Origin of the sequence: Flavobacterium laiguense (assembly GCF_003097655.1) — a bacterium.
Taxonomy (GTDB): domain Bacteria; phylum Bacteroidota; class Bacteroidia; order Flavobacteriales; family Flavobacteriaceae; genus Flavobacterium; species Flavobacterium laiguense.
Genome location: NZ_QCZH01000004.1, coordinates 193,231 through 211,102, shown reverse-complemented (window position 1 = coordinate 211,102; position 17,872 = coordinate 193,231). Strand labels below are relative to the sequence as shown.

The window sequence follows — 17,872 nt, the reverse complement described above, 5'->3', positions numbered from 1 at the left end:
GTGAAAATTGATTATTTTACAGATGAAAAATATTATTTCCGAATTACAATGGCGTGGATTGGTTCACGATATAATGCCTGGAACCGAAGAACAACTTTTAAAAGAAATGACGGCTACTTATATTGGATTTGATCCCACATCAGATTCTTTGCATATTGGTAGTTTGGTGCCAATTATTTTGTTGGTACATCTCAAAAATTTTGGACATAAACCAATTGCCTTGGTGGGTGGTGCAACTGGAATGATTGGAGATCCTTCCGGGAAATCAGATGAAAGAAATTTATTAGACGAAGCTACTTTAAATCATAATGTTGAAGGTATAAAAGGGGTGCTGTCTCGTTTTTTAGATTTTAACGATACTGCCGTAAATGCACCAGTTTTAGTGAATAACTATGATTGGATGAAGGGATTGTCATTCATTAATTTTGCGCGTGACGTCGGTAAACGTATTACGGTAAATTATATGATGGCCAAAGACTCTGTGAAGAAAAGATTATCTGGTGAAGGAGAGGGAATGTCGTTTACTGAGTTTACCTATCAATTGATTCAGGGATACGATTTTTATCATTTGCATAAAGAATACAATTGTTTGTTGCAAATGGGAGGTTCGGATCAATGGGGAAATATCACCACAGGAACCGAATTAGTGCGAAGAATGAACGTTGGCGAAGAGGTCAAAGCTTATGCAATGACTTGTCCATTAATCACTAAAGCGGATGGTTCTAAATTCGGAAAATCCGAGGGCGGAAATGTGTGGTTGACTGCCGATAAAACTTCAGTATATAAATTTTACCAATTTTGGCTGAATACTACCGATGTCGATGCAGAAAAGTATATTAAGATCTTTACTTTCTTAGATAAGGAAACAATCGACACTTTGATTGAAGAACATAAAGTAGCCCCACATTTAAGGGTTTTACAAAGAAAATTGGCTGAAGAATTAACTGTTTTTGTGCATTCTGCCGAAGAATTGGAGAAAGCGATTAAGGCTTCGAATATTCTTTTTGGAAATGCGACTGCAGATGATTTGAAACAACTAGATGAGACTACTTTTTTGGAAGTTTTTGATGGAGTGCCTCAAGCCGAGATTTCAAGAAATGATGTTGAAGCAGGATTGGATATTGTTACTGTATTGAATGAAAAAACAGGTTTTTTTAAATCAAATGGAGAGGCAAGAAGAGCTTTGACTGCCAATTCTATTTCGGTGAACAAAGAAAAAGTAAACGAAACATTTGTGCTTTCTTCTAAAGATTTGATTAATAATCAATTTGTGCTGTTGCAAAGTGGTAAGAAAAATTATTTTGTGATTGAGTTGGTGTCTGATGTAATTGAGGGGAGTATTCAGAATTATGTAGAAGGAGCTTTAGTGCAACATGAGGAAAAGATGAAAGAGCTCGATGCAAATTATGACCCTGAATTAGAAATTTTAAATCCTATAGTTTTGCCTATTTCATTTAAAAATTCTAGTGAGCATGGTGGGCGGTTTATGAATGGCGATAAATTCACGATTTATAAAAATAGAGTAACATGCGTTGTAATGGTTACAGGATTTAATGAGAAAGGTGTTTTTGCCTTATCGGAAAAAGTTTGTTCACTACTAGGAATAGATGTTAAAGAATCGTTTAATTATAAATGGAAAGAGAAAAGTGAAGTGTTTCAAGTTTATTAGTGAACCACAAGATAATGTTCTTGTAGTTGAAGTTGTTGATTTAGGGCATCGAAAAGATATTTACGATTAAACCACCATCAAATTACAACCACGTATATCCGAATTGTCAAAACGTCCCAATACTTCGAAAGTGGTATTGGGATTTTTTTTGCCCAAATCCTGCGTAGCAATAAATGAACAAGAATTAATGTTGGCTAAGTCAATCACATTGATTCCGCCCGTTTTTCCGTCTTTTATATACGCAAGGGCATCTTCGGTGTCGCGAATGTGAATTTGCATCCAGGAGGGGCATTCAAATACGCCGTCTCCAAGGGAATACGCTTGGGAAAGTAATTCGGTCATCCCGTACTCAGAATGAATGGCTGTAACGCCAAAACCTTCGCAAAGCTGTTCGTGTAATTCTTCCCGAATCATTTCTTTGCGTTTGCCTTTCATACCGCCCGTTTCCATGATAATGGTGTGCTGTAGTTGGAATGTTCTTTTTTCGATTAAATCCAATAAAGCATAGGTAACTCCAATCAGAATTACATTTTGTCCTACTTGGTCTAAATCTATCAGTTTTTGAATTAACTCTTCGTGATTGTTGAGGTAAAAACCACTATCGCTGTTATTGGTCAATTGTATCAAATCTTGAACCATATAAATTAAAGAAGACCCTTCCCGTTCCAGATAGGAGGGAAGTAGGGCCAAAACCACGTAATCTTCAATGTTTCCGTAAAATTGAGAAAAACCTTTGCGGTAGCTTTCTTCATAAATAGTGACATCTGTAACTAAATGTTTGCTGGTTATGGCTCCCGTTGTTCCGCTGCTGGTAAAAGTAGCTTGAATAGGGTTGTTATTTGAAACAACAGTATGACTTTTGAAAAACTGAATGGGTAAAAAAGGAATTTGATGGAGTGACTTTACTTTTTGCGGATTTGTTTTTAATAAATCGCAAAACTCTTGGTACACCAAATTATTTTCATATTGAAATCGGAACACTTTTAGTGCTATTTTTTCAAATTGCTTTTGACTAGAAATGGTGAATATGTCGTTGGCTGTAATCAAGTTCTTTTTTTTGCGCAAAGATATTATTATTTTCTGCCTTTTAGATATTAACTTAATGCATCTATGTAAAGGAGAAGCAAAAAAAAAGTTCCAAAATATTTGGAACTTTTTTAATTTATTCAGAAGAGTTATCTGATGATTAGTTTTCTGCTGCTTGTCGCTTCTTCCTCGGTGATCTTTATGATATAAACACCTGGCTGTAAGTTAGATACGTTGAGTTCTTTAGTATCGATTCTGGTCTGTAATACTTTTTTTCCTAAAACATCAAAGATAAGAATTTCTTTTTCTAAGTCATTTTTTGATGAGATGTACACTTTGCCAGTAGTCACAGGGTTCGGGTACAAGTTTAAACCTTCAATTGAAGCGTTTTCTTGTAGTCTTGGCTGTTGTTTATTATCTTGTGCAGTTGCACTAATGGTAAAGAAAAAAGCCAATATAAGTGTAATATAAAAGTAGTTTTTCGTCATTAGCTTTGAGATTTGAGAGTAAATATAAGAAAAAATAATTACAAAAAAAAATACCTCTCAATTATTTGAGAGGTATTTTAACTAATTCAAAATTTGATTTTTAAATAGAAACTATTTAGTCAAGTCTACACCGTTAACTGTTGCCCAAGCACCTGCTGTTAATGAAGCTCCAGTTGCAGTAGTGGTAACTGTGAAATTTGCAGCTGGAAATGAAACTACTCCATCCCATGGTGTTTTTGCTACACCTAAAACCTCTTTAGAAGTTCCTGATATCTTTACGTTAGTAATTTTAATTTTAGAACCAATTACTTGGTTTGTGTTTGTTCCGGCATCTTGGATTTTTACGGCAGCTCCTGTGTATACTTTACCAGCTTCTGTGTAATCTCCGTAACCTTCTATGATGATGTTGCTGAAATCTCCGTTTCCTTCGTTTTTAAATTGGATAGCATCAACTTGGACGTCACCAATTGCTTCTGGAGTTGTTCCTGCAGCTCTTCTTAAAGTGATATTAGTAACTTTTGGAAAGAAATCATTGTTGTTTTTTGAAGATTCAACTTCGATTCCAAAATTTCCTTTTCCAGCTTGGTATGCATACCAGTTTGTACTTGCTTGACCTTTCCAGCCATCTTGCCAGTCAAAAGCATCATCAGTGTTTCCGTAAGAAATTGAATTTGTCAAACTTACTGTTCCACCATAGAATTCGAAACCATCATCAGCACCTTTGTAAGAAACCAAGTGATCCAATGTTGTTCCAGATCCTACAGAATAGAAAGAGAATCCGTTTAATTCTTTTGTACCATCAGCTAATTTTGAACCTGCATATTCTACTCTTACATATTTTAATGAACCACCATTATGTGCGTCATTCGTACCTCCGTATTTTAAAGCATTTCCATCTTCTGAAGTAGATTCGGTAACTCCAGCTGCAGCTTTAATAGATGCATCACCGTACATGATAATACCTCCCCAAGAACCTGCAATTCCTGATTTTTCAGTAAAGACTACTGGTTTGTCAGCTGTGCCATTGATGATTAATTTTCCACCGTTCAATACAACTAATGCATTGTCTCCAGTTGCTTTGTCAACAGTAATAGTTGATCCTGCTTCAAAGGTAACTGTTACGTCCTTAGCAATTTTAACAATTCCTTTCATAGTATAGTTTCCGTAAGTATACGTTTTGTTTGCTGTGAAAGTTCCTGTAATTTCTGGTGTTGCAGTTACAGTTGTTTTGTCTTCTTCATTTGTACATGATGCGATTAATAAGCTTAAAGACATTGCTAAAGCGAAAAATTTAGTTTTCATAATTGTTGTTTAATAGTTATTTTCTTGAAGCAAAGATATTTCAGGAATTCGTCCTGCACGTTAGCTAATTATTACAATATGGTTATCATAAAAGCTCTAAAGTGTAAATATAATGTTAAGAAGTTGTCTGGTTTTAGGTCATAAAAAAAGCACTGAATTAACAGTGCTTTTAAGTTTTTAGAATAAAATTTATTTTAAAAAGTATATCCGAGGTTTAAAGAAAATCCTCTTCCTTTTTTATAGCTTCTTGTCAATGCAGAATCTTCTACAATTGGGGTTAAACTATTGTCACCCAATTCAAACTGGCGAGCTGGATCTATTAAATTGTCTGCGGAGAATTTTAAGTCAAAATGTTCTGATAATTTACTGCTCCAAACAAAATCCAATTGTTGTACCGGTAATTCATAAATATGGTCTAGGCCAATAGTTCCTACTGCATAAATTCTTTTTCCAAATACAGAGTAAACTAGTGAAACTGTGTTACTCCATGATTTGCTTAGTTCGAACTGGTATTTTAAATCGGAATTGATTAACCAATTTGAAGCTCCCTGTAGGTCTCTTGAAGTATGCGTTTCAAGAGAGTTTTTGGGATTTACTTCTGCTTTGGTACCCATTAACGAAGTGTTAAATCCTAATGAGAAATCTGAAAGTGTACCGTTTATACGACCCAAATCATAAATAAACTCAATTTCAGCACCGTATAAAACAGCATTTTCCGAATTTAAATATGATATTATTGTTGAGCCAGCTGCATTTGAAGTGAAAGTTCTTTCGATAGGATTTTCCATTTTCTTTCCAAAAAGCCCTACTGCGAACATTTCTTTTGCTGTAGGGAAAAGTTCGTATTTTAAATCAAGATTATAATTATCACTATTTAATAAAAATGGATTCCCTTGCATCGAAGTTCCGTCAGCATTTATGTATTCAATAGGATACGCTTCCATTATTACTGGTTTTGTATATGTAATACCACCAGCGAAACGAACATTAGCATTTTCGGTTACCGAGTATTTTGCATTCAATGAAGGTAAAAAATATACTTTATCGTATTTTAAAGTTTGAAAGGGGTCATCAAATGAACCTTGTTGTCTGTATTGCGTTTCTCGATTCGTACTCTCAACCCTTACACCTCCGTTGGCTTCAAATTTCTCGTTGAATTTGTATAGTAAATTAGCATATCCTGCATTTGCGGCTTCTTTCAGTTTTGCTTTGTAAGTAGCGTTAGAGCTTTCTTTATAATAAAAAGCCTCTGAAGCGATATAGGCATTCAATTGTTCGTCAATACTGTTAAGCGGAGCATTGATGTTTGGACCTACTGTTGGAGAAATAAAACGGTAAGAAGATTCCATATCCGATGCATTTCCATTGTATCCTACTGTCAGTTTGTGACTTTTATCTTTGCCTCCAAATTTTAAATTGTATTCTGTTAATCCAGATAAATACGAGTTACCGGTGATTTCTAGATACTGTTTAATAAAGTTGTTTCCGGCAATCGAAGCACTTATTCCATCATTGGGAGTTGTTACTCCTGAAAAAGCTTTTCTGTCTGGCTGGTCGTATTTTGTTTTGGCATAAGATACTCCAGCTTTTATAGTTTGGTTTTTATCTTCACTTAAAGCGTATTCCCCTACTAATTGATTGTTCCAATAATTGGATTGGTCTAATTGATTGGTTCTGATAAGTGTTTCATTGGCTCCTGTTCCAGTCTCGGCATTGGCAACCCCGTATTGATCCTTGATTAAATTATCGGTTGTTTTTATATAAAGGCTGTTCAAAGATAATTTCAAACGATTTGTACTGTAATTTAAACCCAGCAGACCAGTTAGCGCTGTTTTATAATGATTGTCAGTAGTTACAAAGTCAGTTTTGTAGTCAATACCGGTGCTTTGATATCTGAATGTTCTGTCAACTCCTTCTTGAATGCCAAAATTGTTTTCTGCATTTATAGAAAAAAGATAAGAGAAGTTCTGTCCGTTATTTAAATTGAATTTTTCAGAATGTAAAAGACCGATACTTGTATTTAATGGGCTTTTAATTTCTGATACATCAAAACCACTTTTAAAAGAATCCAGAGATTCTTGTGGTGTGAATACACGGCTTGATGGAGTGTCGCCTAATAACGAAGGTAATTCTCTATTATCTGCTGTAAATCCAAAAAAACCTTCAGCTGAATCTGCATCTTTAGAAAGTGAAAAACTTTTCAAATTACTGTTTACGGTGTAACTTGTACCTATGTTTAATTTTGTAATGCTCTTTGAGCCTCTTGAAGTCTGGATATTAAAGGTTCCACCAGCAAAATCACCGTAAATGTTAGGGCTAAACGTTTTGTAAACCTCAATGACTCCTACAATATCTGTTGAGAATAAGTCTAATGGTATGATTTTTAAAAACGGATTGTTGGTTGGAGCGGCCAAATCATTGATCAATAAATTATTGTAACGATCTTCTAATCCTCGAACGAATAATCCTCTTGATCCCACTTTTGTAATTCCAGTTATTTTTGTCAAACCTTCTTCAACATCACTAACCCCTTTTCTGGACATTTCTTGCGCACCGATACTTTGTTTGATGACAACTGCATTTTTTTGGTCTAAAAGCAATGCTGTTTCTTTTTCTCTTCCTCCGCTCGATTTGATTACTACATCTTTTAATTTGTAGCTTCCAGATCCCAATGAGTTATTAAGTGTAATCGTTTCATTCGCAGCAACGGTAACAGGAACTTCTACAGTTTCATAACCCAAAAAGCTAAATTGAACGGTATAATTTCCAGGGGCTATAGTGATCGTGTATTTACCGTCAATATCCGTATTTGCACCAATTTTGGTGTCTTTTATTAACACATTTGCAAAAGGTAAGGATTGATTGTTGGAGTCTTTGTCTAATAAAACACCAGTTATTGTTCCTTTGTTTTGTGAGAAGCCAATAGCGCAAATAAGTAGTGTAAAGAATAGAAATTTTAATTTCATTTTGAATAGTGTTTAATTTTCTGCAAATAAATGGCGGGATTCTAGTCTTTGTGTTAACATCAAGTTACGAATCAATGTTATAATCATTATGAAATTGTTAACATATTAAATTAAGGTTAAGTCCGTTTTTTTAGCATTGATGCTTGCAGTTTATTACTACTTTTACATTGCAATAAAAAGTCATTGTATCTCAAATAGGTTGAAATGCAATAGAGGAACTTAATTTTGCTATTTTATGAAGAAAAGAAACACCAAGATTCTTCTGGTTGATGATGAACCAGATATTTTAGAAATTGTAGGCTATAATTTAGCACAAGAAGGGTATCAGATTGTTACCGCTATTAATGGTAAAGAAGCCGTTGAGAAAGCAAAAAAAGAATTACCGGATCTTATCATAATGGATGTGATGATGCCAGAAATGGACGGAATGGAAGCCTGTGAGAATATTAGAAAAATTCCGGAGTTGAATAATGTGATTATTACTTTTTTGACAGCCAGAAGCGAGGATTATTCGCAAGTTGCAGGTTTTGATGCTGGTGCTGATGATTATATCACCAAACCAATTAAGCCAAAATTGTTGGTAAGCAAAGTAAAAGCTTTGTTGCGTAGATTAAAAGAACAAGAGCAAAACAGCGAAACGCTCAATGTTGGTGGAATAGAAATTAACCGTGAGGAGTATAAAATCGTAAAGGATAATATTGAGATTGCTTTACCAAGAAAGGAGTTTGAGCTTTTTTATTTATTAGCTTCTAAGCCTGGAAAAGTGTTTAAAAGAGAAGAGATCCTAGACAAAGTTTGGGGCAATGATGTTGTTGTTGGCGGAAGAACCATCGATGTTCATATCCGAAAACTTCGTGAAAAAATTGGAGATGATCTTTTTAAAACCATAAAAGGTGTAGGTTATAAGTTTGAAGTTTAAATAAATGGTAACTTTAAAAGGTTTTTAAGGATCTTTTTTAGTAACCATAATTCGCATATCCAATTATATAATGAAAATCAATTTCAAAAAAAGTTACAAGTTTGCTATAAAATCGGCTTTGTTTATCAGTTTGTTTGTGTCCGGTTTTGGTATGATTCTCTCTGCAATACTGTTCAGATCTACTTTTAGTGCTTTGCTATTGGACGGACTTATCAGTCTGTTTTTTGTTTATTTGTTTTCTTTTTTTGTTTTGCAATACAGGGTAGAGCGTTTTATATACAGAAGAGTTAAAAAAATCTACGACGATGTATCATTGTTAGAGTCGAGTACTTTTATAAACAAACCCATAACAACCGATATGGAGACTTTGACTCGGGAAGTAAAGAAATTTGCAACCGATAAAAAGTTAGAGATCGAAATGTTGCAAGTTCGTGAAGAGTACCGAAGAGAATTTTTAGGGAATGTATCCCATGAGCTCAAAACCCCATTATTTACTGTACAAGGTTATTTGTCCACTCTTTTGGACGGAGCTATGGACGATAAATCGATTCGTAAAAAATACTTGAAACGTGCCGAAAAGGGAGTGGAACGACTTATTTATATTGTGGAAGATTTAGACATGATTACTAAACTGGAATCGGGCGATTTGAATCTTGAGTTTATAAAATTTGATATCGTAAAACTGATTCGCAACGTTTTCGATTTATTAGAAATGAAAGCCGATAAGAAGAAAATTACTTTAGCATTCGAAAATGATCATATTCAGCCCATTTTTGTAAATGGAGACAAAGATAAAATCCAGCAAGTAGTCGAAAATTTGATTGTAAACTCCATAAAATACGGAAAAGAAGGTGGTTTAACCGAAGTTTCGATTGTGAATTTGACCAATAAAAAAGTATTGGTTCGGGTTACCGATAATGGGGAAGGAATAGAAGTGCAAAACATACCGCGCCTTTTTGAACGTTTTTACAGGGTTGATAAAAGTGGCTCACGTACTGAAGGAGGTTCAGGATTAGGGCTTTCCATAGTGAAGCACATAATTGAAGCCCACAAAGAAAAAATTTACGTAGAAAGTGAATTTGGGATAGGTTCAGAGTTTTCATTTACCCTGGAAAAGACATTTATTACCGATCAATTTGGGCTTAAGAAAAATAAAAATTAACTTTAAATTCATATTCTGAAATACAAATCAAATAGGTGGTTGTTAGCGTTTTAATTGATTTTATTGTTTGAAAATGACAATCATTCTATTTAAAGAAAAAACCTATTAACATTAAATTATCATCTATATAACATTGAGTTAACATTAGCTTAACATTACAGTATCACCTTTGCGCAAAATTAACATTCATATTAAATAAAATGAAAAAAGTTATAGTTGCAATAATGGCATTGGTTTTTGGTGCAGTTAATGCGCAAGAGGTTGCAAATGATTCAGTTAAATCAATCAGTATTGACTCGTTACAACAAGCAATAAATTTGCATCAATTAAAATTTGATGCCTTAAATGAGCAAATATCTCCTTTGCAAGAGCAAGTAGATAAAATGGCTAAGTTAAAAATATCGGGGTACATCCAAGCGCAATTTGAGACTTATGATACGTGGAATGCTGGAATTCATGGTGTAAGCCCTGTAACAGGTACAGCTCCAATTACAAATTCATTTTCTATAAGGAGAGCACGGGTCAAATTTACTTATGAAGCATTAGATGGTGTCAAGTTTGTTTTGTGTCCAAATTTTGAAATTGATAGAGTGAGGCTTACCGATGTTTATGTCATGCTAAATGATCGTTGGACAAATACATTCTCATTGTGGATTGGGCTATTTAATAGGCCTACTTATGAAGTAGAATTTTCATCTGCATCAAGAGAGTTTGCAGAAAGAAGTTTATTTACCCGAATTTTATATCCACAGGAAAGAGATCAAGGAGCTAAATTAGAAGCGAATTTTATGACAAAATATGAAATTCCATTGAAGCTTCAAGTAGCAGTATTGAATGGGAATTTTGCAACGGGATCAGCTGCAAATCAAGTTAAAGATGTAGACAATAGTAAAGATGTAATGGCCAGAGCTGTTTATTCATTAAAATTCCCAAGTAAAGGCCTTGGGATTGATTTTGGAGGTCTTGGGTATTTTGGTAATAATGAAGTAATTACTCAAACTGCTACTCCAGCGATATTTACCGATGAAAATGGAAATAAATTTACTCCAAAAGTAGGTGATAATCTTAAAAAAGAATGGTACGGCGCAGAGATGCAAGTGTATTATGATTTTCTTGGCGGAACTTCATTTAAAACCGAATATGTAAGAGGTACATTGTCTGGATTTAAAGCTGCTGATTTTCCAACACAAGTGAATACATTATTTACTAATAATAATAAAGTAAGAGATATAGAAGGATATTATCTTTCATTAATAAAAAACGTTGGAAAAGATCATATGTTGTCTATAAGGTATGATGTTTTTGATCCAAACACAAAAAAATCCGGAAATGAAGTAGCGACTATAGATGATTTGAAATTTAAAGACTGGACTTTTGCTTATCAGTATTTCTTTGATGAAAATATAAAAATAATGTTGAGTTATACCATGCCCCTAAATGAAAAAAGTGCAAACCCAGCTATCACTAATCCAGATTTTGCTAATGTTGATCATATAGATAATACCTTAACATTGAGGTTTCAAGCAAAATTCTAAATAATAATAATTTATATCAAAATGAAAACAACAAAATTAAAAGCAGCGTTAATTGTAATGGTCGTAATGGGAATTGGATTTTCTTTCACGGCGATAAATAAAGTGACCGTAAAGGGGTCTGATACTATGGTTATTTTGTCCCAAAAATGGGCAGAAGTGTATATGAAGAAAAACCCAGGTGCTTCTATTCAAGTAACGGGTGGTGGATCTGGAGTAGGTTTGGCGGCATTAATTAATGGTTCTACAGATATAGCCAATTCAAGTCGTCCTATTAAAACATCTGAGGTAGAAAAATTAAAAGCAAGATACAATACAATGGGTGTGGAAATTCCTTGTGCCAAAGATGGTTTGTCTATCTATTTGAATAAAGCCAATCCAGTTTCTTCACTTACGCTTAAACAAATAGGACAAATTTTTGCCGGAAAAATTACCAACTGGAAAGAAGTAGGTGGTGCTGATGCTTCAATCAAATTATATGGAAGAGAAAGTAGTTCTGGAACATTTGGTTTCTTTAAAGACAATGTGGTAAAAACAGATTTTTCTCCATCTTGTCAAACATTGCCAGGAACAGCAGCAATTGTAAATGCAGTTAAAAAAGATAGAAATTCAATTGGTTACGGTGGAGCAGCTTATGCTGAAGGAGTAAAAGATTGTGGTGTAAAGAAAGACGATAAAAGTCCTGCGATTTTACCAACTGCTGCTACTATCAAAAGTAAAACCTATCCTATTACAAGATACTTGTACATGTATTTAAAATCAAAACCAACAGGTGAGACCAAAGCGTTTATCGATTGGATTTTGAGTCCTGCAGGTCAAGGTCTTATTGAAGAAGTAGGGTATTATCCTTTAAAATAATAATAAGTAAAATATCCCTCATTTTTTATAGAAATGGGGGATATTTGTGTTTTTTTTCTAAATGAAATCTTAAATAAATAAGATGAACACCCAAATGCCAATCAAACAGACTTTTACAGAAGAAAGTCTCAAAAAGCAATTTAGACTCTCTGAGTTTCTTGCCGAAAAAATTATATCGTCAGTTGCCTTTTTATCAATAGCGATTATTTTTTTAATTTTCATTTTTGTTTTTAAAGAATCGTTGCCATTGTTTAGTTTTGGAAGTGATGCTAAAGCAAAAACGGAAATAAATGCCACTACGGAAGCTAAGCCAGAAACCTATGGTGCTGAACCTACAGAAGAGTTAAAGCCAGAATCCTACGGAGCTGAACCAACAGAGGAATTAAAACCAGAATCCTATGGCGATACACCAAAGGAGGATTTGAAACCAGAAACGTATGGCTCAGAACCTGTTTCTCAAGAGGATTTAAAACCGGAAGCGTACGGTGATACTCCAAAAGAAGACTTAACTGTTGCTTCCGCTGATGAAACTATGGATGCTGTTTCCGAAAACCAAGAGGGAGCCGATAAAACTTGGAGCACTTTTTTTACGACAGAATGGGTACCCGTTTCTGAGAATCCAAGATTTGGATTGTTGGCGTTGTTATTTGGTACTTTAAAAGTGACTATCATTGCGATGCTTATTGCTGGACCTTTAGCGGTTCTTGCGGCATTGTACACTTCATGTTTTGCCTCAAAAAGAGTAAAGGAAATAATCAAACCTATTATAGAAATGCTGGCAGCTTTTCCATCAGTGGTTATTGGATTTTTTGCTTTGATGGTATTGGCTACTTTCTTTCAGGATGTATTTGGTTATGAATCAAGACTGAATGCTTTTATAGGAGGTGTGGCAATGGCACTTGCGGCTATTCCTATTATCTATACTATTTCGGAGGACGCTTTGGCCGCTGTTCCTAAAACCTATACCGAAGCGAGTTTAGCTTTAGGAGCGAGTAAATGGCAAACTGCTTTTTTTGTGGTCCTGCCTGCTGCAACTCCGGGAATTTTTGCCGCCTTATTATTAGGAGTTGGAAGGGTTTTTGGAGAAACGATGATTGCACTGATGGCAACTGGTAATGCGGCATTGTCGTCATTAAATCCTTTTGAAAGTGTGAGAACATTTGCGGCAACCATCGGTTCTGAAATGGCAGAGACGGTTTTTGGGGATACCCATTATAGTGTTTTGTTTTTTATTGGGTCTTTACTTTTCATCTTCTCTTTCGCCTTAAATGCTGTGGCAGAGTTTTATGTAAAAGGTAAATTATTGAAAAAATTCCAAGGTAAATAATTATGAAATCGCCATGATTCCAAAATATAAATTGGGATGAAGAATGGCGATACCATATTCAAATAAAAAACAAATATTATCTTCGTATGAATAAAGTTATAAATGAATCAGAAGACCACTTTTTTTCAAGTAAAAAAAGTATTTCGGATATAAAAGGGACGTTTTTTGTAGGTATCACTCAATTGGCAGTGATATTAATTATTGCGATACTGTTTGTCATTCTTGGAATTATAATATATCAAGGACGTTCTAAGTTTTCTTGGGAGTTTATTTCTTCGTTTCCTACTAATGGTATGACCGAAGGAGGGATATTTCCAGCATTGATTGGTACTTTTATTCTGGTGATCGTAATGTCTATCGCTGCAGTTCCTTTTGGAACAATAACAGCGCTTTACTTAACAGAATATGCCAGTGAAAATTCAAAATTTGCTGCGGCCGTTCGATTTTCGGTTCGAACTTTAGCAGTTGTACCGTCTATTATATTTGGTCTTTTCGGTCTTGGATTTTTCATCCAATTTTTGGGTGCCGGAGCCGATACCGCTTTTAATGGAGGAGAATTACGTTGGGGACAACCTAATATCCTTTGGGCAAGTTTAACCATGTCTTTATTGACATTACCCGTTATTATTGTGTCTGTTGAAGAAGCGCTGAAAACCATTCCGCGTGAATTAAGAGAAGCGAGTTTGGCGCTTGGAGCAACCAAATGGCAAACGATCAAAAATGTGGTGCTTCCGGGATCAGTTTCTGGAATTATGACAGGGACGATTCTTGCCGTAAGTAGAGGAGCTGGAGAAGTGGCTCCAATATTATTTACGGGTGCAGCTTATTACTTGGCTACATTGCCGGGTTCTTTAAGCGATCAATTCATGAACTTGGGATACCATATTTATATTATGTCTACCCAATCATCCGATGTAGAGAAAACCATGCCGATACAGTTTGCTACAACTTTAGTTTTATTAATTTTGACATTATCTCTAAATGTGGTTGCAGTACTAATTAGATCAAGAATAAGAAGAAACGCTAAGTAATTATTTTTGATTGCAGATTAACGATTTTGGATTGCAGATTTTACGTGGTAATTATTTAAATTACTACTTTTTAAAACAATAATAAAAAATGAAAGACATAAAAATAAAAGTAAATGATTTGTCATTATACTACGGCGAAAAAAAGGCTTTGAATGAAATCACAATGGATATTCCTGCCAATAAAGTGACTGCTTTAATTGGACCTTCAGGTTGTGGGAAATCTACCTTTTTGAGGTGTATCAATAGAATGAATGACCTTATGCCGAGTGTTTCTATCACAGGAAAAATGTTGGTAGAAGGGGTTGATATTTATGATAGAAATGTTGATGTTGTCAATATTAGAAAAAAGATTGGAATGGTTTTTCAAAAATCAAATCCTTTTCCGAAATCTATTTATGAGAATGTTGCTTATGGTCCTCGTATCAATGGAATAAAAGACAAAACACAATTAGACGAAATTGTTGAAACTTCTTTGCGTCAAGCGGCTATTTGGGATGAGTTGAAGGATCGTTTAGATGACTCGGCTTTGGGACTTTCTGGAGGACAACAACAACGTTTGTGCATCGGAAGAACATTGGCCGTAAGCCCAGATATTATTTTGATGGATGAGCCTGCAAGTGCTTTGGATCCTATTTCGACTTCAAAAATTGAAGAATTAATACACCAATTGAAAGAGCAATATACCATCATTATTGTTACTCACAATATGCAACAAGCTGCCAGAACGAGTGATCATACGGCCTTCTTTTATATGGGTGAATTGATTGAAATGGGCAAAACAAATTCTATATTTACCAAGCCGGTTCAAAAACAAACCGAGGATTATATTACAGGAAGATTTGGATAATAGTTTTTGGTATATTAGTTTTATAGTATAATGGTTAATTCTAAACTTTTAAACTTTTAACTTGAACTTTTAAATTCTTAAACTTTAAACTAAATAAAAATGGCATCATACTTCGAAATAGAATTAGATAAATTAAAAAGCATTATTGAAAAAATCGGAAAATTGGCTGAAAGCCAAGTAAGTGAATCCGTAAAAATGCTTTTGCAGGAACCTGAAGTAGCTGAAGGGAAAAGCATAAAAAAAACAGAAAATAAAATTGACAAATTAGATATAAAAATCGATGAAATTTGTCAAAGTATTTTTGCATTGCAACAACCGGTCGCTTCCGATTTGCGTTTTATAATGTCGGCAATGCAAATCAGTAATGAGATTGAACGAATCGGGGATTTATCAATCAGTATTGTAAAAAGGTCAAAAAATATTAAAGAAAAACACGACCTGATTGTTAAGTTCAATATAGCTGATGTTGCCAGACAGGTAGAGTTAATTACGGTTAAAACCAACAATTGTTTTATAACACGCGATGGGAACACCATTGGTGAGATATTTGTATTGAACAAAGAGATCAGAAATAATTGTGAAGACGCAATACACGATATTATCAATGAAATGAAAGTCAATTCTAAGGCTGTAGTTTCAGGAACTAATTTGGTGATTATTTTAAAGCATTTGGAGCGAATTTCAGAACATTGCACCAATATTGCAGAATATGTTTATTTTATGGTCAATGCAAAAATTATCAAGCACGATAAGTTTGATAATTTAAGATCGGAAGATTAATATTTCTCACTAAAAGTTAGAGATTAGTACCAATAAAAAGTCAGAACAGTGTTAATTGTTTTGACTTTTTTTATAGAATTACCTTCATCTAATTCAATCATAAATTTTTAACCATATAAGAAATATAAGTTCATTTAAGTTTGCTTATATTTCTTATATGGTTATTTTTTAGAATATGAAGTCAGATTTTTGTTTGCTAAAAGACTTTGAATAATTCTTCCCAATTTATGGTGCCGTCTAAATGGGGAAGCCCTTTATATTGATCTGTTCTTGAAAGATCTTCTATTCTAAAGTTCTCTTGGGTTGCATAGGGAACCAACCCCTCTTTTTCTAGTTTCTTGGCCAAATAGATTTGCTCATATTGCCCAGGTGTGGGTATAAAAAAAGCTTTTTTATGGAGCTTTACCAAGTCCATAATGGTGGTGTAACCAGATCGACAAAGTACTTTTTTACTTTCGTTGAAAGTTAGTTCCAACTGACGGGTTTTCATGAAATTATAGTAGGTTACATTTCCTATTTGTTCCTTTTTTTGTTCGGCTTCAATTATCCCTTTTACAAATACTACTTTTCCATCAAATCGTTTTATTTCTTCGGTAAGATGCGTTTCCAACAGTCCTCGTTGAGGTTCAGGACCAGATAAAATAATCATTAGGTCATAGTGTATAGGCAATCCCATTTTATGCATTCTACTCAATGGCCCCAGATAGTGTAGCGGTAAAGTACTATGCTCTAAATGGCCTAATTTCCCGGTCAGATTTAATGTTGAATCTACATCTGGAACCCAGCAGGCAGCGTATTTTTTTATAATGTGTTGATGTAATTTACTGGTAATCCATGTAGTATTTCCTGTCATGACATTTAATTGGTGGGTAATGAACACCGATGGGATTTTTTTGCTAAAAACACCCAGTCTATTATCCGATATAATACCGTCAATCTCATATTTTTTAATCCATTTTTTCACGATACTTTTTTCATCCCAAATGGCTTCCATCATTTTTGGTAGGCTTTTTAAAAGTTTCCATTTAAAGTTCCTGCCGTTTTTTGCATACTCAATTTGGTAGGACGGTAATTCGAGGGTTTTTAAATAAGGAAACTCTTTTCGAAGTAATTCAAGGGCAATTCCATCTGAAGCAATTATTGGGGTGTAATTATTTTCCTGTAAAGCTTTAATGATTGGAATACAACGGGTAGCGTGACCCAATCCCCAATTTAAAGGAGCAATCAAAATATTTTTATTGTCAGAGTTTAAATTCATTTTCAAGTCTTACTTATGTTTGTAAGTCTAAAGATATTCGATGCGTTTCGATCTAATGTTTGCAATGTATTACTAAAATATTATATAATTAAATAAAAAGAAGGCTAACCAATTAAGGATAGCCTTCAGTTATTTGTTTTCGGAATTAACTTATTGCTTAATATAGGTTTTGTTTCCGTTTGAATTAATGTAGTATTTACCTCCTTGTGGGCCAGTATATACTTTTTTTCCATTGTATTCTCCAGTTACCTTGTCAGCAGTTTTTACGGCTGCTTTTGATTTGTCGGTAGATTTAGCAACTTCTTTTTTTGTGTCTTTTGTTGCTTTATCAGCAGTTGCTTTCGAATCTTTAGCCACTTTATCTGTTGTTTTTTTAGCGTCTTTTGTTGCTTTGTCAACAGTTGCTTTAGAATCTTTGGCTACTTTATCGGTTGTTTTTTTTGTTTCTTTTGTTGCTTTGTCAGCAGTCGCTTTTGAATCTTTGGCTACTTTGTCTGTTGTTTTTTTTGTGTCTTTCGTTGCTTTATCGGCAGTTGCTTTCGAATCTTTAGCTACTTTATCCGTAGTTTTTTTGACATCTTTTGTTGCTTTTTCTGTTGCCGTTTTTTCTTTTGTCTTGTTTGTTTGTCCGTAAAAAGTATTCGATACAATCAAGAAGAAGCTTAATAACAGTAATTTTTTCATGTTCGTTTAGTTTTAAATTAGAT

Annotated in this window: 14 protein-coding genes and 1 pseudogene; 9 read left to right on the top strand and 6 right to left on the bottom strand. The window is 34.2% G+C overall.

Annotated features, from left to right (window positions below; all coding sequences use genetic code 11):
• Positions 1-22: 22 nt before the first annotated feature.
• Positions 23-1,318: pseudogene (tyrS, locus tag DB891_RS06135) on the top strand (tyrosine--tRNA ligase); the annotation flags it as partial.
• 417 nt (positions 1,319-1,735) lie between these two features.
• Here the strand turns inward: tyrS and DB891_RS06130 are convergent.
• From DB891_RS06130 to DB891_RS06115, 4 genes are all read right to left on the bottom strand, one after another.
• Positions 1,736-2,734 carry a LuxE/PaaK family acyltransferase gene (locus DB891_RS06130; protein ID WP_394335988.1) on the bottom strand — a complete coding sequence of 333 codons (999 nt, stop codon included), beginning with the start codon at positions 2,732-2,734 and terminating at the stop codon, positions 1,736-1,738.
• Positions 2,735-2,844: 110 nt separating this feature from the next.
• Positions 2,845-3,183, bottom strand: a complete 339-nt coding sequence (locus DB891_RS06125) for a T9SS type A sorting domain-containing protein (RefSeq protein ID WP_116761634.1) — start codon at positions 3,181-3,183, stop codon at positions 2,845-2,847.
• A 111-nt stretch (positions 3,184-3,294) separates the two neighbouring features.
• Positions 3,295-4,485, bottom strand: coding sequence for a hypothetical protein (locus DB891_RS06120; RefSeq protein WP_116761632.1), 1,191 nt, complete (start codon positions 4,483-4,485; stop codon positions 3,295-3,297).
• A gap of 194 nt (positions 4,486-4,679) precedes the next feature.
• Positions 4,680-7,451, bottom strand: a complete 2,772-nt coding sequence (locus DB891_RS06115) for a TonB-dependent receptor (protein ID WP_116761630.1) — start codon at positions 7,449-7,451, stop codon at positions 4,680-4,682.
• Positions 7,452-7,686: 235 nt separating this feature from the next.
• Between DB891_RS06115 and DB891_RS06110 the strand changes: the two genes are divergently transcribed.
• The 8 genes from DB891_RS06110 to phoU all read left to right on the top strand — a co-directional run bounded on the left by DB891_RS06110 (position 7,687) and on the right by phoU (position 15,907).
• Positions 7,687-8,370 carry a response regulator transcription factor gene (locus DB891_RS06110; protein WP_116761628.1) on the top strand — a complete coding sequence of 228 codons (684 nt, stop codon included), beginning with the start codon at positions 7,687-7,689 and terminating at the stop codon, positions 8,368-8,370.
• A gap of 70 nt (positions 8,371-8,440) precedes the next feature.
• Positions 8,441-9,532: a sensor histidine kinase gene (locus DB891_RS06105; RefSeq protein WP_116761626.1), complete on the top strand. Its 1,092-nt coding sequence runs from the start codon at positions 8,441-8,443 to the stop codon at positions 9,530-9,532.
• A gap of 200 nt (positions 9,533-9,732) precedes the next feature.
• Entirely contained in the window at positions 9,733-11,067 is a 1,335-nt protein-coding gene (locus tag DB891_RS06100) for a hypothetical protein (RefSeq protein ID WP_116761624.1), read from the top strand.
• 21 nt (positions 11,068-11,088) lie between these two features.
• A complete protein-coding gene (locus tag DB891_RS06095; protein WP_116761622.1) occupies positions 11,089-11,922 on the top strand; it encodes a phosphate ABC transporter substrate-binding protein in 834 nt (277 codons plus the stop codon).
• Positions 11,923-12,004: 82 nt separating this feature from the next.
• Entirely contained in the window at positions 12,005-13,249 is a 1,245-nt protein-coding gene (gene pstC, locus DB891_RS06090; RefSeq protein ID WP_223256060.1) for a phosphate ABC transporter permease subunit PstC, read from the top strand.
• A gap of 86 nt (positions 13,250-13,335) precedes the next feature.
• Entirely contained in the window at positions 13,336-14,280 is a 945-nt protein-coding gene (gene pstA, locus DB891_RS06085; RefSeq protein ID WP_116761620.1) for a phosphate ABC transporter permease PstA, read from the top strand.
• A gap of 88 nt (positions 14,281-14,368) precedes the next feature.
• Positions 14,369-15,127: a phosphate ABC transporter ATP-binding protein PstB gene (gene pstB / locus DB891_RS06080; RefSeq protein WP_116761618.1), complete on the top strand. Its 759-nt coding sequence runs from the start codon at positions 14,369-14,371 to the stop codon at positions 15,125-15,127.
• A gap of 99 nt (positions 15,128-15,226) precedes the next feature.
• Positions 15,227-15,907 carry a phosphate signaling complex protein PhoU gene (phoU, locus tag DB891_RS06075; protein ID WP_116761616.1) on the top strand — a complete coding sequence of 227 codons (681 nt, stop codon included), beginning with the start codon at positions 15,227-15,229 and terminating at the stop codon, positions 15,905-15,907.
• A gap of 196 nt (positions 15,908-16,103) precedes the next feature.
• Here phoU and DB891_RS06070 read toward each other — a convergent pair whose 3' ends face one another.
• Both DB891_RS06070 and DB891_RS06065 read right to left on the bottom strand, forming a co-directional pair.
• Positions 16,104-17,165, bottom strand: coding sequence for a glycosyltransferase family protein (locus DB891_RS06070; RefSeq protein WP_116761614.1), 1,062 nt, complete (start codon positions 17,163-17,165; stop codon positions 16,104-16,106).
• 150 nt (positions 17,166-17,315) lie between these two features.
• Positions 17,316-17,849, bottom strand: coding sequence for a hypothetical protein (locus tag DB891_RS06065; protein ID WP_116761612.1), 534 nt, complete (start codon positions 17,847-17,849; stop codon positions 17,316-17,318).
• Positions 17,850-17,872 lie beyond the last annotated feature (23 nt).